Source organism: Bacillus sp. 1735sda2 (assembly GCF_024159245.1).
Lineage (GTDB): Bacteria > Bacillota > Bacilli > Bacillales > Bacillaceae > Bacillus > Bacillus pumilus_O.
In genome coordinates this window covers 1423554-1449143 of record NZ_JAMYWZ010000001.1, presented here as the reverse complement: position 1 = coordinate 1449143, position 25590 = coordinate 1423554, and the positions used below count along the sequence as shown (strand labels likewise).

The 25590-nt window shown below is 40.9% G+C and carries 21 protein-coding genes and 1 pseudogene; 4 read left to right on the top strand and 18 right to left on the bottom strand.

The window, feature by feature from the left end; genetic code table 11:
• Positions 1-59: 59 nt before the first annotated feature.
• Positions 60-1373: an MFS transporter gene (locus NKR21_RS07460; RefSeq protein WP_144458068.1), complete on the bottom strand. Its 1314-nt coding sequence runs from the start codon at positions 1371-1373 to the stop codon at positions 60-62.
• A gap of 125 nt (positions 1374-1498) precedes the next feature.
• Positions 1499-2038, bottom strand: coding sequence for an RDD family protein (locus NKR21_RS07455; RefSeq protein ID WP_144458066.1), 540 nt, complete (start codon positions 2036-2038; stop codon positions 1499-1501).
• A gap of 301 nt (positions 2039-2339) precedes the next feature.
• Here NKR21_RS07455 and NKR21_RS07450 point away from each other — a divergent pair, with 301 nt between their 5' ends.
• On the top strand, positions 2340-2492 hold the full coding sequence (locus NKR21_RS07450) for a hypothetical protein (RefSeq protein ID WP_169056411.1): 153 nt from the start codon (positions 2340-2342) through the stop codon (positions 2490-2492).
• Positions 2493-2554: 62 nt separating this feature from the next.
• Here the strand turns inward: NKR21_RS07450 and NKR21_RS07445 are convergent, their stop codons facing one another.
• Entirely contained in the window at positions 2555-3439 is an 885-nt protein-coding gene (locus NKR21_RS07445) for a cation diffusion facilitator family transporter (protein WP_088003941.1), read from the bottom strand.
• A 291-nt stretch (positions 3440-3730) separates the two neighbouring features.
• Here NKR21_RS07445 and NKR21_RS07440 point away from each other — a divergent pair, with 291 nt between their 5' ends.
• Positions 3731-4900, top strand: coding sequence for an aminotransferase A (locus NKR21_RS07440; protein WP_088003942.1), 1170 nt, complete (start codon positions 3731-3733; stop codon positions 4898-4900).
• Positions 4901-4925: 25 nt separating this feature from the next.
• Here NKR21_RS07440 and NKR21_RS07435 read toward each other — a convergent pair whose 3' ends face one another.
• Together NKR21_RS07435 and NKR21_RS07430 are read right to left on the bottom strand one after the other, a co-directional pair.
• Entirely contained in the window at positions 4926-6755 is a 1830-nt protein-coding gene (locus tag NKR21_RS07435) for a PAS domain-containing sensor histidine kinase (protein WP_144458064.1), read from the bottom strand.
• Between the two features lie 155 nt (positions 6756-6910).
• A complete protein-coding gene (locus NKR21_RS07430; protein ID WP_144458062.1) occupies positions 6911-9037 on the bottom strand; it encodes a peptidoglycan D,D-transpeptidase FtsI family protein in 2127 nt (708 codons plus the stop codon).
• A 336-nt stretch (positions 9038-9373) separates the two neighbouring features.
• On the opposite strand from NKR21_RS07430, the gene NKR21_RS07425 reads away from it, so the two are divergent.
• Complete coding sequence (locus NKR21_RS07425; RefSeq protein ID WP_144458060.1) at positions 9374-10168, top strand: CAP domain-containing protein; 795 nt, start codon at positions 9374-9376, stop codon at positions 10166-10168.
• 236 nt (positions 10169-10404) lie between these two features.
• Here the strand turns inward: NKR21_RS07425 and NKR21_RS07420 are convergent, their stop codons facing one another.
• The 11 genes and pseudogenes from NKR21_RS07420 to NKR21_RS07375 all read right to left on the bottom strand — a co-directional run bounded on the left by NKR21_RS07420 (position 10405) and on the right by NKR21_RS07375 (position 21961).
• The gene (locus tag NKR21_RS07420; RefSeq protein WP_144458056.1) at positions 10405-11277 is read right to left on the bottom strand and encodes an NAD(P)-dependent oxidoreductase; all 873 of its coding nucleotides are present in this window, start codon (positions 11275-11277) and stop codon (positions 10405-10407) included.
• 13 nt (positions 11278-11290) lie between these two features.
• Entirely contained in the window at positions 11291-12076 is a 786-nt protein-coding gene (locus NKR21_RS07415; RefSeq protein WP_012009763.1) for an SDR family oxidoreductase, read from the bottom strand.
• Between the two features lie 74 nt (positions 12077-12150).
• Positions 12151-13098, bottom strand: a complete 948-nt coding sequence (locus NKR21_RS21375) for a methyl-accepting chemotaxis protein (protein ID WP_372585406.1) — start codon at positions 13096-13098, stop codon at positions 12151-12153.
• Positions 13090-14112, bottom strand: a pseudogene (locus NKR21_RS21370) (HAMP domain-containing protein); the annotation flags it as partial. The gene NKR21_RS21375 and the pseudogene NKR21_RS21370, both read right to left, overlap by 9 nt.
• Positions 14113-14229: 117 nt before the next feature.
• On the bottom strand, positions 14230-15258 hold the full coding sequence (gene splB, locus NKR21_RS07405; protein WP_012009761.1) for a spore photoproduct lyase: 1029 nt from the start codon (positions 15256-15258) through the stop codon (positions 14230-14232).
• Positions 15259-15340: 82 nt separating this feature from the next.
• The gene (locus NKR21_RS07400) at positions 15341-15583 is read right to left on the bottom strand and encodes a transcriptional regulator SplA domain-containing protein (protein WP_044331928.1); all 243 of its coding nucleotides are present in this window, start codon (positions 15581-15583) and stop codon (positions 15341-15343) included.
• 97 nt (positions 15584-15680) lie between these two features.
• Positions 15681-17399, bottom strand: coding sequence for a phosphoenolpyruvate--protein phosphotransferase (gene ptsP / locus NKR21_RS07395; protein WP_012009760.1), 1719 nt, complete (start codon positions 17397-17399; stop codon positions 15681-15683).
• Complete coding sequence (locus tag NKR21_RS07390) at positions 17399-17665, bottom strand: phosphocarrier protein HPr (RefSeq protein WP_003211078.1); 267 nt, start codon at positions 17663-17665, stop codon at positions 17399-17401. The genes ptsP and NKR21_RS07390 overlap by 1 nt, the downstream gene beginning before the upstream one ends.
• Positions 17666-17758: 93 nt before the next feature.
• Positions 17759-19858, bottom strand: a complete 2100-nt coding sequence (ptsG, locus tag NKR21_RS07385) for a glucose-specific PTS transporter subunit IIBC (RefSeq protein WP_012009759.1) — start codon at positions 19856-19858, stop codon at positions 17759-17761.
• A 202-nt stretch (positions 19859-20060) separates the two neighbouring features.
• A complete protein-coding gene (gene glcT / locus NKR21_RS07380; RefSeq protein ID WP_012009758.1) occupies positions 20061-20915 on the bottom strand; it encodes a glucose PTS transporter transcription antiterminator GlcT in 855 nt (284 codons plus the stop codon).
• A gap of 17 nt (positions 20916-20932) precedes the next feature.
• The gene (locus NKR21_RS07375) at positions 20933-21961 is read right to left on the bottom strand and encodes a LacI family DNA-binding transcriptional regulator (RefSeq protein WP_144458054.1); all 1029 of its coding nucleotides are present in this window, start codon (positions 21959-21961) and stop codon (positions 20933-20935) included.
• 93 nt (positions 21962-22054) lie between these two features.
• Here NKR21_RS07375 and NKR21_RS07370 point away from each other — a divergent pair, with 93 nt between their 5' ends.
• Positions 22055-22198 (top strand): hypothetical protein, encoded by a 144-nt coding sequence (locus NKR21_RS07370; protein ID WP_162900848.1) that lies wholly within the window; start codon positions 22055-22057, stop codon positions 22196-22198.
• A gap of 53 nt (positions 22199-22251) precedes the next feature.
• Here the strand turns inward: NKR21_RS07370 and NKR21_RS07365 are convergent, their stop codons facing one another.
• Both NKR21_RS07365 and NKR21_RS07360 read right to left on the bottom strand, forming a co-directional pair.
• Positions 22252-23346 (bottom strand): M24 family metallopeptidase, encoded by a 1095-nt coding sequence (locus NKR21_RS07365; RefSeq protein WP_012009756.1) that lies wholly within the window; start codon positions 23344-23346, stop codon positions 22252-22254.
• A 104-nt stretch (positions 23347-23450) separates the two neighbouring features.
• Positions 23451-25370: a heavy metal translocating P-type ATPase gene (locus NKR21_RS07360; protein WP_012009755.1), complete on the bottom strand. Its 1920-nt coding sequence runs from the start codon at positions 25368-25370 to the stop codon at positions 23451-23453.
• Positions 25371-25590: the final 220 nt, after the last annotated feature.

The window sequence follows — 25590 nt, the reverse complement described above, 5'->3', positions numbered from 1 at the left end:
TCTTCAATATAAGATTGTACTTTTTATATCGGCAGCATAGGTAAAAAGTTGACGTTTCTTTACGCTTTCTCTCGTACGAATTGATGAATCACGAGTCCTATCGCTGCAAGAATGAGTAAAGACCCTAGTGCAAGGCGACTTGCGAGATTTCCGTGCTCTGCAAACAGCAGAGTGACTGACCCATAAATGATAGGGCCAATAATGGAAGACACCTTCCCTGAGAATGCAAAGAGACCAAAAAACTGTCCTCTTTTTTCCTTTGGTGTCAGCTCGATAATCAATATTCGTGATGCCCCCCAGCTTGCGCCGAGTGAAATTCCGAATAAACTGCCGGCCACCCAGAAGACCCATTCCGTTGTGGCTGTCACAGCCAGAATCAGAGCAACGATCAAAATCACATACACGACTGTAATCGAGCGCTTTGCCCCAATCGCTTTTGTGATATATCCAAATAGAAAGGAACCAATGATACTTGAAATGGTCGACACAAGATAAAGCAGGATAAATTGCCCAGCAGTAAAGCCAATGATGATTTTGGCATACACAGCCATCATCGCAATCGCTGTCTGCAAGGCATCATTCATAAAAAAGAACGCGATCATAAAGATAAAAGCCGGCTTGTAATGCTTCATCTCTTTAAACGTGCGAATAATTTCTTTATACCCGCTGAAAAAGGACGCCTTTTTCTCTTGCTGTGGCAGTGGATGAGGGTCTTTTACAAAAAAGAAAAATGGCAGGAAAAAGAGAAAGAATAATAGTGCTGTCGGAATAAATGCTTCATGAAATTGGTCATTGCCAACAAGTAAATAAACTGTGAGGCCGACGAGTGTCCCTAAATAACCAACGGCAATGCCAAATCCAGAGATAAGCGGTATTTCATCCTTTGTCCCAAGATCGGGCAGGATGGTGTCATAAAACACTAAGCTTGAGTGATAGAAGAATTTTGCAATCACAAACAAGGTGACCACGACTAATAAAGAGACAGGCAATCCAAACCATTCGCTTGAGAAATCAATTCCAGCAAAGATCCCCATTAAAAACGTACAAGCTATACATATGAGAGTAAACACTGTGATGTAGCGCTTCTTTTTTCCTGTCCGATCAATCAGGACTCCGTATAATGGTGTGAAAATGACGAGAAAAAAACTGGCTAGTGCGTTTGCATAAGAAATAAATGTACTAGCAATTTGATCCATTCTCGCACTGTCTCCGATCGTTTCTTGCAAGTAGAACGGGAAGAAAATGGTGATCATATTCGATGAAAATATCGTATTAGCAAAGTCATACAATGCCCAGGCCAAAATGGGTGCTGTCAAAAACAGCCCGAAGCCTGCTCCTTTTTTCTGCTGCTTGGTCTTTTTCCCTGTTTTCAATCGTTTGTCTCCCTTCCCCGCCTAATTTTTCACTATCATTCTATTTTATGTCATGCGTCCCTCTTCCATACAAGCAATCTATACAAAAAGCACCCCTTACATTTGAGCAGAGGTGCTTTTTTTCATTATTTCTTCACACCAATGGTACTTGCGATTAAATCGTGAAGTGCTTGTTGTTTCTCAGTGAAAAAGGCAATGATATAACCAATACATAAGATTGGAGATAAAAAGCCTTTTGCAAAGAAGCGACCGGTTGCACGGCCGAATGTTACTTTTTCGCCCGTTACTCTTGTCACTTTAATCCCAAGAGCCATCTTACCAAGCGTTCCTTGCAGTTTTGATGATTCCATGATGGCGTAATAAAGCCATGTCACCACGATACCGATTAAGATCGCTCCTATATAAAAGAAGATAAGTCCCATAATAATTTCCCATTCTTCATCTGTCATAACAGTTGTTGAATAGTAATAGCTGTCGTCATCCATCATCATTGCTGCCTCAGGACTTGAGACAAAAAAGAGTGTTGCCAAAATAAACATGATAAAAGAATATGGTACGCCGATGATGATACCATCTAAAAGGTGTGCAAGAAAACGATAGCCTACGCCTGCTAGTTCAGGATGCTTCTTTTCTTGAATGTGTGGTTCTGTTATGTTTGTTTCCATCCTATTTCTCCTTTATTATGTATGTTTTCTATAAATTTCTTATAATCATTCGTTATTATATCTTATGAATATCGCAAGATCAATGTAACTTTACACTTTTACATATATTTTAGATCAGGTCGTCCTCAATGATTTATGTGAATAAATACTGAAAATTTGTGAAAATCATGGCACTTCTAGTTCTTTTACCTCCTGCTTTTTTAACATTTTGTGATATTTTTGTCTTGTTTCCATTCTGCTGTTGACAATGATTCTTCACATGGTACAATAGTCAAGGATTTTTTAAAGAAAGGTGTTCATGATGGGAACTGTCGTACTATTAAAGAACAATGAAATGACTGTGATTGAAGATATTTGCGAAGCTGATTTTTTAGACATGAAGCATGATTTGTCAAATGATGACACAGCTTATATCTCTTGGTATGAAGATTACGATACTGCTTATGGATATTGATTTCATTGCATAGATGAAACGTAAAAAAAGGCGATACAACCTAAGGTGGTTGATCGCCCTTTTTACGTTTGCGTGCTTCTTTCACTTTCAGGTTCTACATGAATAAAGATTTGTGCATGCGGAAATTCTTTCTCAATCTTCTCTTCAATTCGATCACATAATTGATGAACATCTTCAATCGTTGTCTTGCCGTCTACAATCAAATGAAAATCAATATACTCCTCTGCCCCGGATCGTCTTGTTCGAAAATCATGATATTCGATAAACTCTTGACTGAATCCTTGAATGATTGCTTCGATCGATTGTTCTTCCTCGGGCGTTAGCCGGGCGTCTACGAGCGGCGGGAAGGCTTCTTTCATGAGCTTAAACGCTTCTCGCATAATAAAGAGAGCAAGTATCATCCCAATGATCGGATCTAAGAAATACCAATCGGTTAATGCGACAAGCAATAAACTGAATGCGACCCCTAATGACGTATACACATCTGTTAACAGGTGCAATGCATTCGATTTCATGGCGACAGAATGGACCCTTTCCGCCTCTTTGTTCACAACTTTTGATACGATAAAATTGATGATCGCACCTATTAGCATCACCACAATGCCAAGTACAGGCAGCTTGACTGGCTCTGGATGCATTAATTTGTGAACACATTCGTAGATGATCCAAATGCCAGCAACGAAAATCAGCAATGTTTCAATCGTTCCAGAAATATTTTCGACTTTTCCATGGCCATACGGATGTTTAGAATCTGCTGGCTTTCTTGAAATACGAACAGAGATAAATGCAATAAAAGATGCCATCAAATCGAGAAAAGAATGGATGGCTTCTGATAACACCGCAACAGATCCAGTGAGCAGACCCACAATGATTTTTAAGATGACAACAAATGTGTTACTCATGACGGATAGAAACGCTATTTTCGATGTCTTCGCTGATTGTGCCATTACCGTCCTCCTTTAAGAGATCGTATGTCTATAAAAGCACTTCCCATGACTTGATTCTTTCGTTCTTTCAGTTTACACAGTTTTGCCGCTTTCTAATCATGTTCATCGCAGCCTGTATTTTCTCGTGAGGTTACGCTATAATAAATGTTGCTCTTTCTTCAATATATCACTCATGCTGTGATGAATAGAAGAATAGACTACAGATAATGATATCCAGTGCCTTTCGCAGGTGACATTTATGCAGTGAATGGTAAAATAGGATAAAAACATAAATTTTTAAGGTGATGAGAAATGGAGCATTTGCTGAATCCAAGAGTAAAGGATATTGAAATTTCAGGCATTCGAACATTTTCAAATCTCGTATCGTCATATGAGGATGTCGTTTCTTTGACGATAGGCCAGCCCGATTTTTATACGCCGCATCATGTCAAAACAGCTGCCAAAGCAGCGATTGACGAGAATTTCACTTCGTACACACACAACGCTGGTTTCCTAGAGCTAAGACAAGCGATCCAGCACTACATCAAGAAGAAAGTCAATCTTGATTATGAGGCTGAGTCGGAGATCATTGTAACGACAGGTGCTAGTCAAGCGATTGATGCTGCGTTTCGAACCATTTTGTCAGAGGGTGACGAAGTGATTTTACCTGGACCTGTCTACCCTGGCTATGAACCGATCATTCGAATGTGCGGTGGGAAGCCAGTACATATCGATACAACGAATGCTGGCTTTAAATTAAATGCCAAGCTGATTGAGGATGCATTAACGGAAAATACAAAGTGTGTTGTTCTTCCTTATCCTTCAAACCCAACTGGTGTCACGCTTTCAGAAGAAGAATTGAAAGAGATTGCCCAGCTACTTGAAGGGAAAGATATCTTTATTTTATCCGATGAAATCTATAGCGAGCTGACATTTGACCGGCCGCATCATTCGATCGCTTCTTTCTTAAAGGAACAGACCATTGTGATTAATGGACTGTCTAAGTCTCATAGCATGACCGGTTGGAGAATTGGCTTTTTATTTGCTTCAGCTCCAATTGCTAAACATGTATTAAAAGTACATCAATATAACGTGTCTTGTGCCTCGGCTGTCTCACAAAAGGCGGCACTTGAAGCTGTGACAAATGGTGTAGATGATGCACTCATCATGAGAGAGCAGTATAAGAAAAGACTCGATTATGTTTACGATCGGCTCATTTCTATGGGGCTTCCGGTTATTAAGCCTTCTGGCGCTTTTTATATTTTTCCATCCATTGAATCGTTTGGGATGAGTTCCTTTGATTTTTGTATGGAGCTGTTAGAAAGTACAAGACTTGCTGTTGTACCAGGGTCTGCTTTCTCTCCACTCGGCGAGGGGTATGTGCGTCTATCCTATGCTTATTCACTTGAAACACTGAAAGAAGGACTTGATCGCCTAGAACAATTCGTTCTTGAAAAACGTTCCATTCATTTAACAGACTGAAACAACGGCTCTCCTGCCGTTGTTTTTATTTTGCAGGAAACATGATGTGAAATGCGGTGCCCTTTTCTGGATGACTATCCACACGGATCGTCCCGTTGTGATTTTCTAAAATATTAAATGTCACCATAAGCCCTAGCCCAGTCCCTTTTTCCTTTGTCGTTAAAAAGGGCTCTCCTATTCGCTTCATAACCGATTCAGGAATGCCGATCCCTTCATCACGAATGGTGACGTGAATTCCATCTCTTTCTGCTTTGGCCGTAATATCAACCTTCCCTCCGTCCGGCATGGATTCTACGGCATTTTTGATTAAATTGATAAACACCTGCTTGAGCTGATTTTGGTCCCCATTCATCAGGAGACCCTCTTCTATCTCACTCGTGTTCATTAAAATGCCATTTAAATTCGCTTGTGTTTCTAATAAAGCCGTGACTTCGCTGATGATTTTTTTCAAATCTAGTGTTTGCATGGATGCCGTTTGCTGCGGTTTTGCCAGCATGAGCAGCTCGCTTAAAATAATTTCTATCCGGCTCAGCTCAGAGAAAACGATCTCAAAATATTGATCCCGATCTTTCGTTTTCGGTTTAATGAGCTGCAAAAAGCCTTTGATGGCAGTCAATGGGTTCCTAATCTCATGTGCAATGCCTGCAGCCAATTGACCTGCGATCGATAATTTTTCAGATCGAAGCATGAGCTCTTCTGTCTGCTTGCGTTCGGATATATCTCTTAAAATAATTTGAACGGCTGTTTCTCCAAAAAATGTAGTTGGGATACACACCATTTCTGTATAAATCAGCTTGTGTTTAAACGTATGACAGCTCATCGTGACAATCTCAGAATCTGAAGCTCTTTCAATAATACGTGATATGCTCTTTTTCACTTTTTGCTGGTCACATGAATGGATTTGATGGAAAATATCTTTTCCTATTAATTTATCGTAATGCTCGGCTTCAAATAATTTAATGCCTGATTCATTCATAAACACCCATTTGTGATCATGAATGACCGCAATCGTATCAATGGAGTTTTGGATGAGCAGCTGATACCGCTCCCGGCTTTTTTGCAGAACGGTTTGGAATTTCTTACGGGATGAAATGTCTACTAACAGCAAAAGCTCTGCCCGCTGATTTTGATAGATCGTTGGTGATGACTTCACTTCAATATGAATGCTACTCCCATCTTTCCGCTTCCATATCTGTTCAATCATTCCGACTGGAAGGCCTTCTTGCAGCCTCGTAATTCGGCTTCTCACAATGTCATGGTACTCCTCAGCAATAAAGTCAAATGCAGTTTTGCCGATCATATCATCTCTTGTACTGACCCCCATTAATTGAAGCATCGCATCATTCGCATAAACAATTTCCCCTAAAATCGTAATACATAACGGATTTGGCAGCATGGCAATCAATTGTTCAGCTTCACTGACATGTTGGAAAGCCGGCAGACTGCCTAACGACTGTTCTGACACTTCTGATGTTGTTTGAAATACTGCTTTTTGCGGTTCAGCGTCCAGCACCCTCATTTTTAGGATCATTTCTCTACTTAATTCACTGTCTAGCTCATCACAAGCAACAAAATCAATACTAGCCTCAATCCATACAGCTGTTAGATCACTTCTAAGCAACCTAAAGTGGCAAATCTCTAGCATGTGCTGATTGTAGAAATAACTCTCGACGAGAAATTGATCTTCGGTATGAACAAAGTCTTTCAAAAAACACCCTAGTAAATCCTTTTGTTCATAGAGCAAAAGCTGCTTACAGTTAGAAGAAATGTAGAGAAAGCGGCCATTAGAAGAAAGAACGGCATGTAAATCGATATTCGAATAAAGCTGATTCGAATCTTTCATTTTTTGTTCCATCGTCGTCCGACCCTCCTTTTCATTTTTTAGGGTTGTCCTTAGATTGATGTATAAAAAAGATTCGCTAGAAAACCCGTATTTTCCTTCCGTCATCGAGGGAAACGTCCATATTTTCAGCAAAAAAGAGCACATTCTCTTGCTGTGCTCTCTGCTGTTTACTGCTTTTCGTATTTCTTTTGTAATTCAACGTACTTATCAACAATTTTACTTGGGATGGTTTTAATGACGGAATCTTTGTCTGAGACATAAGGTGTCACGACACTAAAAGCCACTTTTGGATTGGACGATGGATAATATCCTCCAAAGGTTAAATTGTACGTGGCATTCCCCCACCAGCTGCGGTTAGCACCATAGTAGAAGGTTTGGGCTGTGCCTGTTTTTCCTGCGACATCATGCTGACCAAAGCGGCCTGCGGCAGTACCGCCGGTCGATGTGACCATTTTCAGCCCCATTTTGACGCGGTCAATATCTGCTTTCGAGTTGTTAATCGTATTCAGCACTTTCGGCTCATATTTTTTCACAACTGGGCCGACTTCATCCTTCTTCGTTGGAAGGTGAACGCTTTTCACTACTCTTGGCTGTACGCGGCTACCTCCATTGGCGATCGTCGACATGTACTGCGCCACTTGAAGCGGTGTATACGTGTCATACTGGCCAATTGCTTCATCGAGCAAAAGTCCGCCGACCGTCTTCGGATGTGTCTGCATCCCGCTTGATTCCTGCGGCAAATCGATCCCTGTTTTCACGCCAAGACCGAATTGCGCATAGTAGTTTCTCATTTTTTGCAGATGCTCAGGTCTTGCTGGTAATGGACCATTCTGTTGATAGGTAATACCTGCCATTCTCATCGCTACATGAAACATATAGACGTTCGAACTTTTTTGGAGTGCTCGCAGATCGTTGACCCACCCCAGATCGTTGTAAGACTTCTTGGGCTTTCCACTTCCTGCAAAAAAGAGCGGTGTATCCATATAGGATTGGTTGTGCGACATTCCGTCCTGATAACCGCCGAGTACTGTGGCTCCTTTGACTACAGAGCCCATTTCATACTGGGTCGTAAATGTTCCGATGGCATAATCTGTGACGTCTCTGCCGTCCATTTTCTTCCCTGACATCGCAAGAACATCACCTGTGTTAGGGTCCATCATCACAACAAAGGCACGATCCATCATATAGTTTCTTGCACTAGCGGATCTTAGCTCTGATTCAACGATTTTGTCGACTTCCTTTTGCAGCTCCATATCAAATGTGAGTGCCAGATCAAGTCCTCTTCGTCCTTCTGTCCGCTTGATTTCATCGAGCAGTTTCCCGCCAACCTGCGTATACTGAACAGTCGCTTTCTCTGGGTTCAGAAAATCCTCGTATTGATACTCTAAATAGCTCTTCCCTACTCGGTCATTACGTGAGTAGCCTCTTGCCATATAGTAATCTTCACGCTCTTTGATAATCCCCTGCTCTGGTGTAGTCACACCGCCAAGTACATTATAAAGGGTTTTCTCATACGGATATTTTCTTGTCCAATCATTGATAACATTCACTCCAGGCAGCTCATCAAGATGCTCTGACACAAGTGAAATCTCTTCATAGGTCAAACTGACAGATGATGTCTGCTTTGACTCTTTTGTTTCATCGAGTAAAGCAACTTTTTCGTCCCCTTTTTTCTCTTCATTTGGGTCCATTGCTTTCACGATTTGAGGCTCAAAGGCATATCCGCCTGTAAACCTGCGATAGATCGCTGCAACTGCTTTTTCCTCTACATTTTTTTCGATCGCCTTGACCTCTTCCTTAGGCACGCGCTCGACTTGGAGCGGATAGACATCTTTTGCATTAAGTTTCTTTTGCTCTGCTTTTGAAATGAGCTTATCCGCTTCTTTTGGATGGCTTGCCAGCCAAAAATCTCGAATGTCACGCTCTCTTATAAAATCAGTATCCATTTTTATATAAGTCGCAAGTTTTCTTGCTACTTTAATCTTATCCTCCGCTTTCACACCGCTTTCTGATGTATAAACGATGGCAGGTACACTTTCATTATCAACAACGACTCTTCCTCTCGCGTCATACATTTTTCCTCTCGGAGACGGGTATGATGCTGTTTTGACCTCTGTTCGGTTTGCCTGCTTTTTATAATCCTCACCATTGACGATCTGCAGCACACCAAGCTTGATCACAAGTACAGCAAATAAACTAAAGACAGCGAAGAAAAAGAGATTAATCCTCCAGGCGTTCCGGCGCTTGATTTTTTTCTGCTCGGCACCACCTTGATGCTGCTGTTTCTCTCCCACTTATGTAGCTCCTCTCATCCTTTCAATCTTTTACAATTACCACTCATTATTGTAACACTTTTGTAATAGTTGTTACAGCGAAACAAGTGAAAAAAAGCTGTCAATCCCTATTATGCAAAAAAATATACTAACACTTTAAAATATTGGTATGTTTATGTCGTTTTCATTAAATGGTAAAATTCCCTATCCTTTGATATGAAGCGTGTTATTTTATGACTTTAACAAAAATGACAAACAGGCATTGTCAATGGAGGATGCTGGTACGTTTATAACAAAAAGTCCATGTTATGATTTTCTGTGAGAAAACAAAACAAAGATTTTAGGAGGAGTTACAATATGAAGAAGAAATCATTCTTTTTTTCAGCGCTAACGGCTGCTGCACTCATCACGTTCACTGGGGGACATTCAGCTGATGCGAAGGAGCTTAACCTGAAACAAGTGATACAAGTACAGCATCAAACCATTGATCTTCATACATTAGCTGCAAAATTACATATCTCTTCAGATGTAAACAAGCTAAGCAAGTCGAATCAAAAAGAGATCGAAGCTCTTTTAAACAAGTTGATCAAAAGCGGTCAACCTGTTACTGGCACAAAAGTGGTGAAAGAAGTAAACAAAGCAAAAAATGAACAAAAACAAGAATCAGTGAAAAAAACTACTGCTTCTAAACCAAGTACGCCAGCAAAACAAAACACAAATAACAATACAAAAGCTGACCAAAAAGACACAACGGCAACAAAAGCTGACAGCAGCTTGAATGCATTTGAAAAAGAAGTCGTTGAGCTTACAAACAAAGAGCGTGCAAAGCAAGGATTAAAAGCACTTTCTGTTGATTCAAAATTAAGCAAATCTGCTCGCGCAAAATCTCAAGATATGAAAGATAAAAACTATTTTTCTCACACAAGCCCAACTTACGGATCTCCATTTGATCAAATGAAGCAATTCGGGATCACTTACAAAACAGCAGGTGAAAACATTGCCCAAGGTCAAAGATCTCCTCAAGAAGTGGTAACTGCTTGGATGAACAGTAAAGGTCATAGAGCCAATATCTTAAACAAAAACTATACACATATCGGTGTTGGTTATGTGAAATCTGGTAACTACTGGACGCAGCAATTCATCGGAAAATAAGATCAATAAAACCTGTCCCTCTATGGGACAGGTCAGATTGTTGACAAAGTGCTAAAATGATCTTGATTTTAGCATTTTGTCTTCTTTTCAGCGTGATAGAAAACCTTTGAATTCTAGGAAGGACGAGTACTGGCGCGGAGCGAATTTGACATTCGTGAGCACCAGCACGCAGGACTGACAACGAATGCGAGGGTTTGTCTACACGCTGAAACCTGTCCCTCTATGGGACAGGCTTTTTATTTCACCCACAATTTATATATACTCTGTGTACCGCTGTTTTCTTCCCCCTGCTCACTCAGCTTTTCATAAAGCGACTTCGCAAGCGAGAGCCCTGGCATTTCTTCTCCCATGAGCTCTGCTTCTTCAAGAGCAATGCCCATATCTTTAATAAAATGCTTCACGTAGAACCCTGGCTCGAAATCACCTTTCAGCATTCTTGGTGCAAGGTTTGACAAGGACCAGCTTCCTGCTGCGCCCGTCGTAGTACTTTTAAGCACATGCTCTGGATCAAGTCCTGATTTTTCGGCATAGACCATCGCCTCTGCGACACCTACCATACCTGCTGCAATCGCAATTTGGTTACACATTTTAGTATGCTGACCGCTTCCTGCAGGTCCTTGATATTGAATGTTTTCGCCCATTTTCTCAAATAAGGGCAGACACGCTTCATAGGCTGATTTTTCTCCGCCAATCATGATCGCAAGCGTTCCATTTTTTGCGCCTACGTCTCCGCCCGAAACTGGTGCATCTAATGCAAACAGCCCTTTTTCTTTCGCTTTCTCTTCAATTTCTTTTGCCAGCTGAGGCTTCGATGTAGTCATATCAATCAGATAAGTACCAGGCGTAGCATGTGCCACAAGCCCCTCTTCACCTAAATAGATTTCTTCTACATCCGATGGATATCCTACCATTGTGATGACAGCATCTGCATGTTGTGCAATTTCCTTCACTTCCGGCTTCCATGATGCGCCTTTTTGAATGAGTGCATCTGCTTTCGCTTTTGTTCTTGTATAAACGAGAACTTCATATCCAGCATCCATTAAATGCTCTGCCATACTGCGTCCCATTACACCAATTCCAATAAAACCAACTGTTTTGATTTGTGTCATCACTTGTTCCTCCTTAAAGAGACTTTGTCAATCCACCATCAATGATGAGTGTTTGACCTGTCATGTATGTATTTGCTTCAGATAAAAGAAAAGCTGCATATGCTGCAAATTCCTCTGGCTGTCCATAACGGCCAAGCGGAATCGTACGTTCAGCCTGTGCTTTGATTTCTTCAACTGTTTGGTGTTCTGCCTGCGCGCGGTGCTTGTCGAGCTGTTTGACGCGGTCTGTTTCAATTTTCCCAGGGGCTAACGTATTGATCAAAATTTCATCATTGGCAAGCTCCTGAGCGGCTGTTTTTGTCCAGCCGACAATAGCCGGTCTAAACGTATTTGACAGCATCAAGCCTGGGATCGGTTCTTTCACTGACATAGACGCAATGTTTAACACGCGTGCACCGCGTTTTTTCAAATAAGGCAATGCCTCTTTTAATAATCGAATATAACTGAGTAAATGAAGCTGAAATGATTCCATCCAGTCTTCATCTGTTAAGGTTTCAAGTGTCCCTGTTTTAGGACCGCCTGTATTGTTCACAAGAATGTCGAGACACTTCTCATCACCAGCTGCCACTTGAACTAGCGCCTTGATTTGCTGCGCGTCAGACACATCACATACTTGATAAGTCAGCTTTCCTTTTACAAGCGGAGATAATTCTTTCACCGTTTCTTTCAGCGTGTGCTCATGTCTTCCTGAAAGCATGACATCTGCTCCCTCTTTTGCTAGAGCAAAGGCAATCGCTTTTCCGATACCTTGACTGCTTGCAGCGACCAATGCTTTTTTTCCAGATAAATTGACATTCATGTCAACACCACCTCTGCTTTATTTTATCATACAAAAAGAACCTTGCTCACGTCGCAAGGTTCCTTTCTGCTTGATTACACTTTAAATCGGTCAACCGCCTGACGTAGCGCCTGGCTTGATTCGTTCAGCATTTCGGTCGAAGTTTTCGTTCTTTCTAACGCTTGAACTTGTTCATCTGTAGACGCGTGCACTTCCTCAGCTGAAGCTGCAGATTCTTCAGAAATTGCCGCAATACTTTGAATGGAGTCACTCATCTTCTGTTGTTCTTCTGTCATTTCATTGATCTGTGAATGAATACTGTCGATTGATCCGACAAGTGCCTGCATTTCCATTGTGATGCTGCTCAGTGCCTCGCCTGTTGCATTAATGGCGTCACCTTGTTCCTCATTCATCTTACTTGCTACTGTCATCGCTTCAGCCGCCTTCTTCGATTCATCTTGAATGAGTTTGACGGTTTCACTAATGTGTTTTGTTGATTGCGCAGATTGTTCAGCAAGCTTTCTAACTTCTTCTGCAACAACAGCAAAGCCTCTTCCGCTTTCTCCAGCTCTCGCTGCTTCAATGCTTGCATTCAGTGCAAGTAAATTCGTTTGATCCGAAATTTGAGAAATCGCTGTCACCACGTTTTCAATATTTTTCGTTTTATGCTCAAGGTCTAGCAGCATTTGCTCTACCTTTTTCGATTCTTCGCTCGCTTTTGTTGATTTTTGGACGAGCACACCAAGTGCATCTAGCCCTTTATAGCTTGCATCTTCAGATGATTTTGAGTTGGTTTGCATTTGTGAGGCAAGCTCACCCATATGGCGCACTTTCTCATACAAATGCTCTGATTTCTCATTAATCGTTTCTGCATCTGATGCCTGTTTAGACGCCCCTGTTGCCACCTCTTGAATGGCCGTTGCGATCTGCTCACTCGACAGCAAGGTTTCATTTGAAATTTGGGTCACTTCATCTGTTGATGTCACAACTTGATCTGAAGCCCCTTTCACTTTTTCAATTAACTCCCTGATGTCCTCTATCATTTGATTAAAGCTTTTCGTGAGGAGACCAATTTCATCTTTGGACTTCACTTCAAGCGTACTTGTTAAATCGCCTTCTGACACCTTACGCACATGCCCTGTTAGACGCTTGATTGGTGTTGTAATGCTTCTTGCCAATAAGAAGCTAAGGATCATCGCAAGAATAATGGCAATGACGGATATAATGATACTTGTCTGATTCATTTGTTCTGTGATCCAAAGCAGTTTCTTTTTCTCAAAGCTCACGCCAACCGTCCAATCGGCTTCTTTGATTTTAGATATGACCGTCAGTTCTTTGCTGTCATCAATACCTGAGTTGTCAAGCGCTTTTTTTACAGAGGCGACCTTTGAAATGTTTTTTCCTTGCTGCGTTGGATGCGCCAAAATGGTGCCTGTGTTATCAACTAAGAAAGCGGTCCCTTTATAAGGGATCTCTTGTTCATTTATATAAGATTGAATGGAGGAGAGCTTCAAATCAAGTCCAGCGACTCCAATGACCTTTCCATTTTTGACAATCGCCTTCGTGGCTGAGACAATCACTTTTTTCGTTGCTTCATCAATATATGGATCTGTCCAAACAACTTGATCAGGCTTTTCGACTGCTTGTTTAAACCAGCCTTGTTTAGATGGATCATATCCTTGGCCAAGATCGAACTCCGGGAAGCCGAGCATTTTGCCATCAGTTGTTCCAATATAAGCAAATGAAATGAGTTTATCCTGTTCCTGCAGGTTTTTTATTGCACTTTTTTCAAAATCAAGTGTTTGCTTTGTTTGTTTTTGCGCAAATTCTTCAGTTATTTTACCTGTTGCCAATTTGTTAATGGTATTGCCGTAATTATCAAGCTTTTCTGTAATAATGTCTTTCAGGCTTTCTGCCGTTGCTGTGGCGGTCGTTTTTGCATCTCGTTCAATCAGTGGTGTTAATACCAAATTGGAACCCACTTGAACTGCCACAACGGTTAAAATTAAAATAACTGAGATGAAAACAGCTATTCTCACTTGAAGTTTCTTAAACATCTCCTCACATCCCTATATCCTACTTTCATACCTTATTGTATATATCGGCATAATTGATACCGCATTCAATAGTTGTGAGAAAATTTAAATAGAAAAAACAAGCCATAAAGGCTTGCTTTAAGTAAAATATTCAATTTTTGCATTCGGAAAGTACTGATCGATATATGATTCTAACGTCTGTCTTAGTTCTTGCTCCTCATCTTTTTGATAGATATATTTCCCAATTCCATATCTACCCCACTTGTATCGTCTTTTTTCTTCATCTAGTTCTAATTTTGATTTCGGATAGTTTTTTTGAATCACACGCTTCGCTGGTTTTGTAAAACGATGCTGGATCATTTCAAAGGTGATATCGTGTCTCACATCCTCAGGAAGAGCTGCATCGAGCTTTTCAAAAAGAACTTTATACCCTTCCTGCCAGCCTTCGTGGATGTAAATTGGGGCAATAATAAAGCCAAGCGGATAACCTGCTTTCGCAACCTTGACAGCCGCTTCAATCCGTTGATCTAACGGTGATGTACCAGGTTCGAAATATTTAATGACATAATCCGCATTGATGCTAAAGCGGAATCTTGTCCGGCCATTATGCTTTGCATCAAGTAAATGATCGACATGATGAAATTTGGTCACAAAACGAAGCTTACCAAGATCAGTCTGACCGAAGTATTCAATTGCTCTTTTTAATGTGTGTGTCAAATGGTCAATTCCGACAATATCTGACGTACAAGAAGCTTCAAATCTTGTGATATCTGGCGCACGCTCGTTCATGTACTGCTCCGCTTGATCTAATATTTCTTCAACATTTACATAGGTTCGAATGTATGGCTTACTTCCCATCGTCGTTTGCAAGTAGCAATAATGACAATGACCCATACATCCTGTCGCAAATGGAATGGCATATTCTGCCGATGGTTTAGACGTATCGAACTTCAACGTTTTCCTCACACCAATGACAAGCGTTGATTTTGCATTACGATACTTTTGTAAGTCATTTTTACCCGGAATATTTCTTACTTGGTTATGTGAAGTCGTTTCTCTTATTTCAATCCCCATACCCTCGAACTTTTCCTTCAGCTCTCGTCCTAACGGGTACTCTAATGCACGTGGTTCAATGTACACAAGCTGGGGTACAAAAGGTTTGATCATATTTAGCACATCCTTACCTTATAGGTTTTCATACCGTTACTTTAACCGTGCAGGATGGCTTTTATCCTTTCTAAAATCTCCCTTATTCAAACAAATCTTGATAAAGAGCTTCTGCTTCTTCATATGTTGGAAAGACCGCATCATCTGGAGCTAAGGGATGGTACGTTTCAAGTAAAAAGAGGGCAAGCTCCTCTTCATTGTATGGATGTGAAACAATTTCTGCTTCTTTAATTTGTGCTACGTTAGCTGCATGTGGATTTCGATAAATCACATATACTTGATCACCCGGTTTATAGTCTGAGAAAGGCAATCTGGTCACCTCCATTTTTCTTATAGAATGCCCTTCTCTCTGACGGATATGACCCAATATGATAAAATTCGACAAAAAAACCAGACAGGGTCACTGTCTGGTTTGAATTCACTTAGTTATGTTGAAACGTTTTCTTTACGAAATCAACCACTTCTTCTGTCGTGCTAAGTGATAAAATATGCTCTTTAAATGATGCAGCTTCTTCCTTAGAAAGCTTGCTTAGCTGAGTTCTTGCTGGAAGAATAGATGTTGCGCTCATTGAGAATTCATCTAATCCTAATCCAAGTAGAAGAGGAATGGCGATTTCATCTCCTGCCATCTCACCGCACATGCCAACCCATTTACCTTCTTTATGCGCTGCTTCAATAACAAGCGTAATGAGACGTAAAATGGCTGGATTGTAAGGCTGGTAAAGATAAGACACTCGTTCGTTCATTCGATCAGCAGCCATTGTGTATTGAATCAAGTCATTCGTTCCAATACTGAAGAAATCAACTTCTTTTGCAAATTGGTCTGCGATGACAGCAGTTGATGGAATTTCCACCATCATTCCGATTTCAATGGAATCAGAAACGTCTGTACCAGCGGCAACCAATGCTTCTTTTTCTTCAAGTAAAATAGCTTTTGCTTCTCTAAATTCAGATAACGTCGCGATCATAGGGAACATGATTTTCAAGTTTCCATATGTACTTGCACGAAGTAAGGCGCGTAGTTGTGTTCTGAAAATCTCCTGTTCTTCAAGGCAAAGGCGGATCGCTCTATAGCCAAGGAACGGGTTCATTTCTTTTGGAAGTTGCAAGTAAGGTAGTTCTTTATCGCCACCAATATCTAGTGTGCGGACAACCACTGCTTTGCCTTCCATTTTCTCTAAAACCGTTTTATACGCATCGAACTGCTCTTCTTCTGTAGGAAGCTGATCTCTGCCCATGTATAAAAATTCAGTACGGTACAATCCAACTGCTTCGCCGCCATTTTCAAGTACACCTTTTACATCTTCAGGTGTTCCGATATTTGCAGCTAGCTCTACGTGAACGCCGTCTTTTGTGACCGTTGGCTGATCAACAAGTTTCGCCCATTCTGCTTTTTGAGCTAAGTAGTCTTCATGCTTTTTTTGATACGCTTTCACTTCATCTTCAGAAGGCTGAATGATGACGTCTCCGCTAATACCATCCACAATGATTAGATCATTGTTTTTCACTGTTTTTGTTGCTTCTTTTGTTCCAACAACAGCTGGAATCTCCATTGATCTTGCCATAATCGCTGAGTGAGAAGTACGACCTCCGATATCTGTCGCAAAACCTTTGACAAATTGTCTGTTCAACTGAGCAGTATCAGAAGGAGTTAAATCTTCAGCAATGATGATGACTTCTTCAGAAATCATGCTTGGATTCGGGATGTCAACGCCTAGCAAATGTCCAGTTACACGTTTTGTTACGTCGCGAATATCCGCTGCACGTTCTTTCATGTATTCATTGTCCATTGCTTCGAACATCGTGACAAACATTGTTGCTGTTTCTTTTAAAGCAAATTCAGCATTTACTTTATCAGAGTTGATTTTATCCTTTACTGGGTTTAGCAGCTCTGGATCACTTAACACAAGAAGGTGTGCAGAAAAAATATCTGCTTTGTCTTGGCCAAGCTCTTTTAGCGCATGTTCTTTAATTGCTTCAAGTTCTTGTTTAGAAACATGAATTGCTTCTTCAAAACGCTTCACTTCTGTCTCTGGATCATTGATGTCTTTTTGGTGAACTGTTAAATCTGGTTCTTCCAGACGATATGCTTTTGCAATCGCAACGCCTGCTGAAGCACCGATTCCTTTCAGTTGTTGCATTACTCGCCTAGGCCTTCACTTTTCATTGTGTCTTTAAGCGCAGCAAGTGCATCATTTTCATCAGAACCAGAAGCAGAGATTGTGATTGTAGCACCTTTCGCAATTCCTAGAGACATTACACCCATAATAGATTTCAGGTTCACTGTTTTACCATTATATTCTAAGTTGATATCAGCATCATATTTACTAGCAGTTTGTACAAGAACTGTTGCAGGACGTGCGTGAATTCCAGAATCTGCAGTTACTTTGAATGTTTGTTGAGCCATTTTTATCAATCTCCTTTTTATACAATTAATACATCCACAATATTATATCATACTGCCGAGCTTGTCATCTAACAAGAACGGCAGTTATGAAAATTATTTTGAAATTTTCATGATGTTTTCTTGACCAGCTTTGATTTCACCGGTTTTTTGAAGGTCAATAAATTGTCCTTCACTTAAGTTGGTAAATACAATTGGTGTCATTAAAGATGGTACTTCAGACTTAATTTTATCAATATCAACCACTAAGAGTTTTTGACCGATTTCTACTTGATCTCCCTCTTGTACAAATGCTTCAAACCCTTCTCCTTTGAGGCTGACCGTATCAATACCGAAGTGGATCAAAATTTCAAGTCCACCATCAGATTGCAGGCCAATTGCGTGTTTCGTTGGGAATACATTTAAGATCTTCCCTTTTACCGGTGAAACCACCGTTCCATCTGTTGGTAAGATGGCGAAACCGTCACCCATCATTTTCCCTGAGAATACTTGATCTGGTACATCTGTAATCGGATGAAGCTCCCCTGTAATTGGTGAAGCAAAGATTTCTTCACCTTGCTCATTTTGAAGCGGTTTTGCAATGACTTCTTCGACCTGCTGGCTGACTTCTTCTTTTGCAGAAGGGTCTTTCGCTGGACGAGGCGTGCGGCCTGCAATGATGTCCTGCATTTGTGTTTTTAAATTATCAGAGCGTGGTCCGAAGATGGCCTGGATGTTGTTTCCTACTTCAAGAACTCCTGAAGCACCAAGTTTTTTCAAACGGTCTTTATCCACTTTCTTCTGATCATTCACAGTAACACGTAAACGGGTAATACAAGCATCAAGGTGTTTAATGTTTTCTTGGTCACCCATTGCTTCAAGAATTTCATAAGGTAAGTCATTACCCTTTTCAGACTTAGCACTACTTGCATCGTCATCAGCTTCGTCTTCACGGCCTGGCGTTTTCAGATTAAATTTACGAATAGCAAATCTAAATCCGAAGTAATAAATAGCAGCAAGTACAAGACCAACTGGAATCACAAGCCACCAAGCGGTTCTGTTTGGCAAGATTCCGAATAAGAAGAAGTCAATTAACCCTCCTGAGAAGGTCATACCGATTTTCACGTTTAGAATATCCATTATCATAAAGGATAATCCAGCAAATACACAGTGGATTGCAAATAACACTGGTGCAACAAACAAGAATGAGAATTCAAGCGGTTCAGTAATCCCTGTTAGGAAAGAAGTCAGGGCTGCTGATCCCATAATTCCAGCGACAAGCTTTTTATTCTTTGGTTTTGCTTCATGGTAAATCGCAAGTGCTGCTGCTGGCAGACCAAACATCATGAACGGATATTTTCCTGTCATGAATGTACCAGCTGTGAGCTGAACACCATCTTTGATCTGTGCCATGAAGATACGCTGATCACCACGGATAATATCTCCTGATAAGCTCTTATAGCTAAAGAACTCATACCAAAATGGTGCGTAGAATATGTGATGCAAACCAAACGGAATTAATGAGCGTTCAATGACACCGAATACAAAGGCAGCAAGCGGCTCATTCGCTGCAAGCAGTCCTGTTGAGAACGAGTTCAGTGCCCCTTGAATTGGCGGCCAAATGACGAGCATCAAAAGCCCTAAAATAAGTGCTGAAATAGATGTTACGATTGGAACAAAACGTTTTCCAGCAAAGAAGCCAAGATATTGTGGGAGCTCAATTTTATAAAATTTATTAAACATATAAGCTGCCAATACCCCGACAATAATCCCGCCGAAGACGCCGGTAGACAAGGTCGGTATTCCGAGCATATTAACATATGCTGGATGGCTTTCCTTAAAGAACTTAGCCAATTTGATGGAATCGGATGGAATCGATCCATTGGCCATTAATACGGCACTCATTGTTACGTTCATAACTAGATAACCGATAATTGCGGCAATCCCTGCCACACCGTCTCCATTAGCAAGACCGATGGCAACCCCTACAGCAAATAAGAGCGGAAGATTCGAGAAGACAATGTTCCCTGCATTTTCCATGACACTTGCAACAAGCTGAATTGTATCATTGCTTAAAAATTGAGCTACATCAATCAGTTGCGGATTTTGCATCGCATTCCCAAGTGCTAGTAAAATACCAGCAGCAGGAAGGATCGCAACTGGAAGCATAAGTGCTCGTCCAATTTTTTGCAATACACCAAAAAGTGATTTAAACACTAGTTGAACCTCCTTTTATTTTCGCTTACAACATACATGCGGGACGCTCCTTGACATACATTTCATAGTTAACCGTTTACATTTCACTTTCAAACACAAAAAAAGGCATGGTGATATAAGGTTGCGCAAATAACAGGATCTTATCCTGTATTTACCTTAAGTCACTCATGCCTGATCGAATCAGTTACACGTTTCAAGGAAACTATGAAATTTTATTTGTCAATCTGTACAGATGAAGTGTCAGGTAGACAGCCTCTGCATCCTGTACAGGCTTTTTCAATGCATGTTGTAATATTTTGATCATTTTCCAAGCAGTATTGTAGCATAAAGGATATTCATTTTTCAATAGATGAAGCAATTTTTCTGGCTCCTCTAAAGATTCTTCCCGTTTAATACGCTCAATCGAAAATGTAATATGGCGCAATAAGCGTAAATAATGAATACTTTCTCTGTCTACTTTCATATGAAATGAATCTTCTATGACTTGGACCATTTGTGTGATGAGCTGCGAATGACGATTCACCTCAGATAATGGCCGATTCGTTAAAGCTGAGTGAATATGGAGCGCAATAAAACCAATCTCTCCTTCTGGCAGCTTTGTTTTGACATCAGGGCGTTTGTTAATTAGCTCAACAACTTCCTTTGCGACCTCATATTCTTTCGGATACAGCGACTTCGTCTCAAGCATAAAGGGATTGGTGATATCATATCCTTGCTGCACTCGCTTAAAACTAAAGGCAATATGGTCAGTCAGGGCAATATGAATATGCTCATTCAAACGGTGTCCCATTTTTTCTCGTATATGATAAATGACGTCATTGGCAAGCTCGATCATGTTCTCATCAATGTGGTGAAGCAGCTGTTTATATTCTGTTTGTTCCTTTGTATTTTTAAGGACAAACATTTTTTCAAATGTATCTTGATCGAGAACATCACCCGATTTTTTTCCGAAGCCGATCCCTTTCCCTATCAGAACTACTTCGCCCAAAGAAGGGTGTCTTGCAATGATGACATTATTATTTAACGCTTTATCAACGGTGAAGGATTCCATGAACATCCCCACCTCCTTCTTATTCAATCCCTCTTATCGTACAAAACAGATGAAACGTGCGTCAACGAATTGTTTTTGAAAACGGTAGTTGATCGTTCGATCAGGCGAAATGGCAGCATTCTTTTCTCTGGTGCCTCCCCCTTTATGGCCTGGTCGAACAAGTCAAACGCTTCCTGTCCCATTCGTTTCAGCGGAATATCAATGCTGGAAATCCTAAGCGCCTCACTCAATTGATCATTTTGAAAGCCGAGTATGGCTGGAGATTCACCTACTTTGATATCATGACGTTGCGCCTCTAATAAAAAGCCTGCTGATACGTCATCATTTGTGATGAATAATGCTGTGGGGCGATTCTTCATCTTCTGCCACTCTGCAAATAATTGTTTTCCATCAAAAAGTGTTAGCTTCCCTTCAATGATCCATTCTTCATCAATCTCCTGCCCGAGCGATCGCATCATGTTTTGATAAGCTTGAAGGCGCGACTGGCTGTTTGCGCCTTCTATTCTGGCAAGGACAATCGCAATTCGCTGATGTCCGCATGCTGCTAAATGATGTAACCCTTCTTTAAATGCTTGATCATGCGCAATCGATACGGTTGAGCAGTTTTCACTTGGCACCGGGTGGCAAAAAATAATAGGCCCGAATTCCTGCCACCTTGAAATGTCTCGGTCACTTAATGCATTTGAGCAAAAGATTAATCCATCCACGCGGCGCTCTTTTAAACTCATCAATGCTTCTTTTTCTTTTAATGGATCATATCCTGTTTGAAACAAAGAAAAATGCATACCGCGCGCCTGTGCTTTTTCTGCAATACCTGTGACAAGTCTGCTGAAATAAGAATGATCAATCGTTGGAAGAACGATGCCAAGCATATTTGAATAACCTTTGGCTAAATGAACAGCCTGAATGTTTCTCGTATATTTGAGCTCTTTCATCGCATCAAGAACACGTTCTCGTTTTTCTTCTTTGACATAAGGATGATGATTCAACACACGTGATACAGTTGTCACAGATACGCCCGCTCTTTTTGCAATCTCCCTTATGTTTGCCATTTTTTCTCCTACTTTCTCTTGATATGGTAAGCGTTTCATACTTTAAGATGTATGTGAGCTGAACAAATCACTGGATGGAAAGGGGAATTCAAGATGGGGTTCATCATATGGATTATATTATGTATGACTGTTTTGTTTTCTGCTCGTTTTGCACTACATCCTTTAGGAAAAGAACATAAAATCAAACCGTTTCAATCAATTGATGATTTTTTTGTTGATAAGGATCGAAAAGAGTGACAAAAAATCACGATGACACTTCCAAGACATGGACGTTCATCGTGATTTTTTTATTACTTGATAATCGTCAGCTCTTTCGGATAATTGGTTAAAGTGACTGGACCATCCGCTGTAATCAGTACATCATCTTCAATTCTGACACCGCCGACTCCTGGGACATAGATTCCCGGTTCGATCGTATACACCATGCCTTCTTGGAGAAGATCATCATTTGCCTGGCTCATCGAAGGAAACTCATGAACAGACACCCCTAGACCATGTCCAAGGCGGTGAGGGAAATAGTCTCCATATCCAGCATCTGTGATCAGCCCGCGTGCTTTTAAGTCCAGGTCCCCAATTCTCACGCCCGGCTTACTCATTTCAAGTGCCTCCATTTCTGCCTTTAGGACGGTTTGATAGATGTCCTTTTGCTGATCAGAAGCTTCCTGATAGATGAATGTTCTTGTAATATCTGAGCAATAACCATCCACGATGACACCAAGGTCAAATAACACGAAGTCGCCTTTTTTTAAGGCTGCCTGTCCTGGATTTCCGTGAGGCTCTCCTGATTTTTCGCCAAAGAGAACCATCGTCGAAAAGGACATGCCTTGAATGCCTTTTTTCTTTAGCTCATATTCAATGACAGCGAGCACTTCTGTTTCGGTGATCCCTTCTTTTAAGGCGTTCACCCCAATTTTGACCCCTTCGTCTGCCAATTGAGCGGCTTTTTTCAGTGTAGCAATTTCAGATTCATCTTTAATCAGCCTTAACTGGTTCAGCTCTTCTTCTGCCCGGACAAAAGTTTCTGCCCCAGTGGCAGCTTGAAGCTGTTCTGCTCTTTGAAGCGGAATCGACTCTTTTTCAATGGCAAGTCGAGTTGCTCTTACACCGCGTTTTTCGACTGCTGACTGAATGAAATCAAATGGATTCTCATGGTCTTCATAACCAATGATATCGCCTGACCACCCAGCATTTTTCGCCTGTTCGACTTCCATTTTAGGCAAAATAAAAAATGGATCTGCCTCTTGAAACACAAACAACCCCATGACTCTTTCATGCGGCTCTGTGAAGTATCCAGATAGATAAAACACATTTTCCTTTGTATGTATAAATGCACCTTGAATGTCTTTTTCCTTTAGCCAAGAAGACATGCTGTTCATTCGGTTCATCGTCATCCTCCTCACACGTTTTACTACTGATCTATTGTATCAGTTTTTGCTGTATTTCGCACAAAAGCGCACTGGCAGAAGCCAAGTACGCTATGATGATTTGCTTAAGATGCACGAAGTAGACGCAGTCCATTTAAAATGACCAAAATCGTACTTCCTTCATGCCCGATAACGCCAAACGGTAAATCAAGCACTTGTAAGAAGTTCGCACAAATTAACAAACAAATCACCGTTAATGAGAAAATAATATTTTGCTTAATGATTCGATTCATCTTTCTTGAAAGACGAATCATCTTTGTTAAGTTATTTAAATTGTTTTTCATTAAGATCAAATCTGCTGTTTCTAAGGCCACGTCTGTGCCCCCGCCCATCGCAACCCCCACATCTGCTGTGGCAAGTGCCGGTGCATCATTGATTCCGTCTCCTACCATGATGATCGAGTTTCCTTGTTTTTTAAGTTGATTGACCTCATGGACCTTTTCATCTGGCAGACACTCAGCAACAACTGTTTGGATGCCGGCTTCCTGCGCAATGGCTTCAGCTGTTTTTTGCTGATCTCCTGTTAGCATGACGGTTTGGATACCTAAATCATTCAGCTCTTGAATCATTTTCTTCGCTTCAGGTCTAATTTGATCCTTAAGGCCGAGGCACCCAACGACTACTTGATCCTTTTGAACATACACCACTGTATATCCTTTTTCAGAAAGTTGCTCACCAGCTTCTTCAATCTCGCTGTCCATTGGAGCCTTGCCTGCAAAGTCTTTCTTCCCAATCCGCCACGTTTCACCATTCAATTGTGCCTTTACACCAAAACCAGAGGTTTCTTCAATGGTGACATGAGCTGTTCTTTCTATTTGTTGCTCTTGTGCCATATCAGATATCGCTTTCGCTAATGGGTGGTTTGATTGACTTTCAATTTGATAAAGCGCTTGATAAAAAGCAGCTTCTTCTTGTCCTTTCGCGATCAACACCTGTTCTACAGCTGGCTTTCCGCTTGTAATCGTCCCCGTTTTGTCAAAAGCAATCATGCTACTTGTGCCGAGCTTTTCTAAAAAGACGCTCCCTTTGACAAGCATTCCGTTTCTTGCACCGTTTGAGATCAGTGACAAAGCAGCTGGCATAATAGATGCCACAAGCGCACAAGGTGAGGCTACGACCATAAACACCATGGCCCGGTAGAAGGTTTCACTCATACTCCAGCCTAGTACAAAGTGAGGTAGCACCATTAAAATCGCAACGGTGATCAATACACCTTTTACATATGCCCCTTCGAATTTTTCAATAAATGCCTGGCTTGGCGACACACTTTCTTGAGCCGATTCGACAAGTTTAATTATTTTATGGAAAAGCGTTTCTTCATTATGTTTGGTGACTTCTACTGTTAAAGAACCATTTAAGTTTACTGTTCCTGCAAATACGTCTTCGCCTTGCCCTTTTTCTTGTGGCACAGACTCGCCCGTGAGCGCAGATTCATCTACACTTGTTCTTCCGCTTAAAATCACACCATCTGCAGCAATACGTTCCCCAGCTTTGATCATGATACGATCACCTGGTGTTAATGATGAAGCAGCGATTTGAATAGTCGTACCATCTTCTTCAATTAAAGTCGCTTCATCAGGTGCGATGCTCATTAAAGCTGTTAAATCCTTCTTACTTTTATTTGATGTATACGTTTCAAGCGCACCACTTAGTGAGAAAATAAAAATTAAGATCGCGCCCTCTGCCCAATATCCAATGATCGCTGAGCCTATCGCTGCAAAAATCATTAACAGTTCAACATTCAAGCTTTTAGACGAAATGGTTTCTTCAATTCCTTCTTTCGCCTTTGCAAAACCTCCAATAATAAACGCAAGGATAAATAAAGGAATACTCCACATGGTCTCATCCTTTAACATCCATCCAATCAAAATGAGAATCCCCGCGATACCTGCTGCTATTAATTCTCCGTGCTGTGCCCATTGATGAAGGGACCATTTCGATTCCTTTTGATTTGTTGTTTGATCAAGTGCTGCATTCTCATTCATGATTGTTTTCTCCTCTCTAATTGATAATGATTTTCACATCATCAATCGTTACCCGTTTCCTTTTTTCATCTATATTTTCTGCTATTTCAAGCTTTTTATAGGTCTGTCATTCATTATAACAGGTTCTGATCAATTTTCAATTAATAATTATTATAATTTCTTCTTGATAATAATTATCATTATTGATGTGGGTCATTCCATCTCTTCTGAGCACAGTTTA

Excerpts from the sequence above, each read along its gene's own strand:
- NKR21_RS07450 (WP_169056411.1), top strand. The coding sequence starts at position 2,340 with ATGGGAACTGTCGTACTATTAAAGAACAATGAAATGACTGTGATTGAA.
- NKR21_RS07375 (WP_144458054.1), bottom strand. The coding sequence starts at position 21,961 with ATGGCAAACATAAGGGAGATTGCAAAAAGAGCGGGCGTATCTGTGACA.
- NKR21_RS07425 (WP_144458060.1), top strand. The coding sequence starts at position 9,374 with ATGAAGAAGAAATCATTCTTTTTTTCAGCGCTAACGGCTGCTGCACTC.
- glcT (WP_012009758.1), bottom strand. The coding sequence starts at position 20,915 with ATGTTCATGGAATCCTTCACCGTTGATAAAGCGTTAAATAATAATGTC.
- NKR21_RS07360 (WP_012009755.1), bottom strand. The coding sequence starts at position 25,370 with ATGAATGAGAATGCAGCACTTGATCAAACAACAAATCAAAAGGAATCG.
- NKR21_RS21375 (WP_372585406.1), bottom strand. The coding sequence starts at position 13,098 with ATGATAGAGGACATCAGGGAGTTAATTGAAAAAGTGAAAGGGGCTTCA.
- NKR21_RS07440 (WP_088003942.1), top strand. The coding sequence starts at position 3,731 with ATGGAGCATTTGCTGAATCCAAGAGTAAAGGATATTGAAATTTCAGGC.
- NKR21_RS07390 (WP_003211078.1), bottom strand. The coding sequence starts at position 17,665 with ATGGCTCAACAAACATTCAAAGTAACTGCAGATTCTGGAATTCACGCA.
- NKR21_RS07400 (WP_044331928.1), bottom strand. The coding sequence starts at position 15,583 with ATGGAGGTGACCAGATTGCCTTTCTCAGACTATAAACCGGGTGATCAA.
- NKR21_RS07370 (WP_162900848.1), top strand. The coding sequence starts at position 22,055 with ATGGGGTTCATCATATGGATTATATTATGTATGACTGTTTTGTTTTCT.
- splB (WP_012009761.1), bottom strand. The coding sequence starts at position 15,258 with ATGATCAAACCTTTTGTACCCCAGCTTGTGTACATTGAACCACGTGCA.
- NKR21_RS07365 (WP_012009756.1), bottom strand. The coding sequence starts at position 23,346 with ATGAACCGAATGAACAGCATGTCTTCTTGGCTAAAGGAAAAAGACATT.
- NKR21_RS07435 (WP_144458064.1), bottom strand. The coding sequence starts at position 6,755 with ATGGAACAAAAAATGAAAGATTCGAATCAGCTTTATTCGAATATCGAT.
- NKR21_RS07415 (WP_012009763.1), bottom strand. The coding sequence starts at position 12,076 with ATGAATGTCAATTTATCTGGAAAAAAAGCATTGGTCGCTGCAAGCAGT.
- NKR21_RS07445 (WP_088003941.1), bottom strand. The coding sequence starts at position 3,439 with ATGGCACAATCAGCGAAGACATCGAAAATAGCGTTTCTATCCGTCATG.
- NKR21_RS07455 (WP_144458066.1), bottom strand. The coding sequence starts at position 2,038 with ATGGAAACAAACATAACAGAACCACACATTCAAGAAAAGAAGCATCCT.
- NKR21_RS07420 (WP_144458056.1), bottom strand. The coding sequence starts at position 11,277 with ATGACACAAATCAAAACAGTTGGTTTTATTGGAATTGGTGTAATGGGA.
- ptsP (WP_012009760.1), bottom strand. The coding sequence starts at position 17,399 with ATGCAACAACTGAAAGGAATCGGTGCTTCAGCAGGCGTTGCGATTGCA.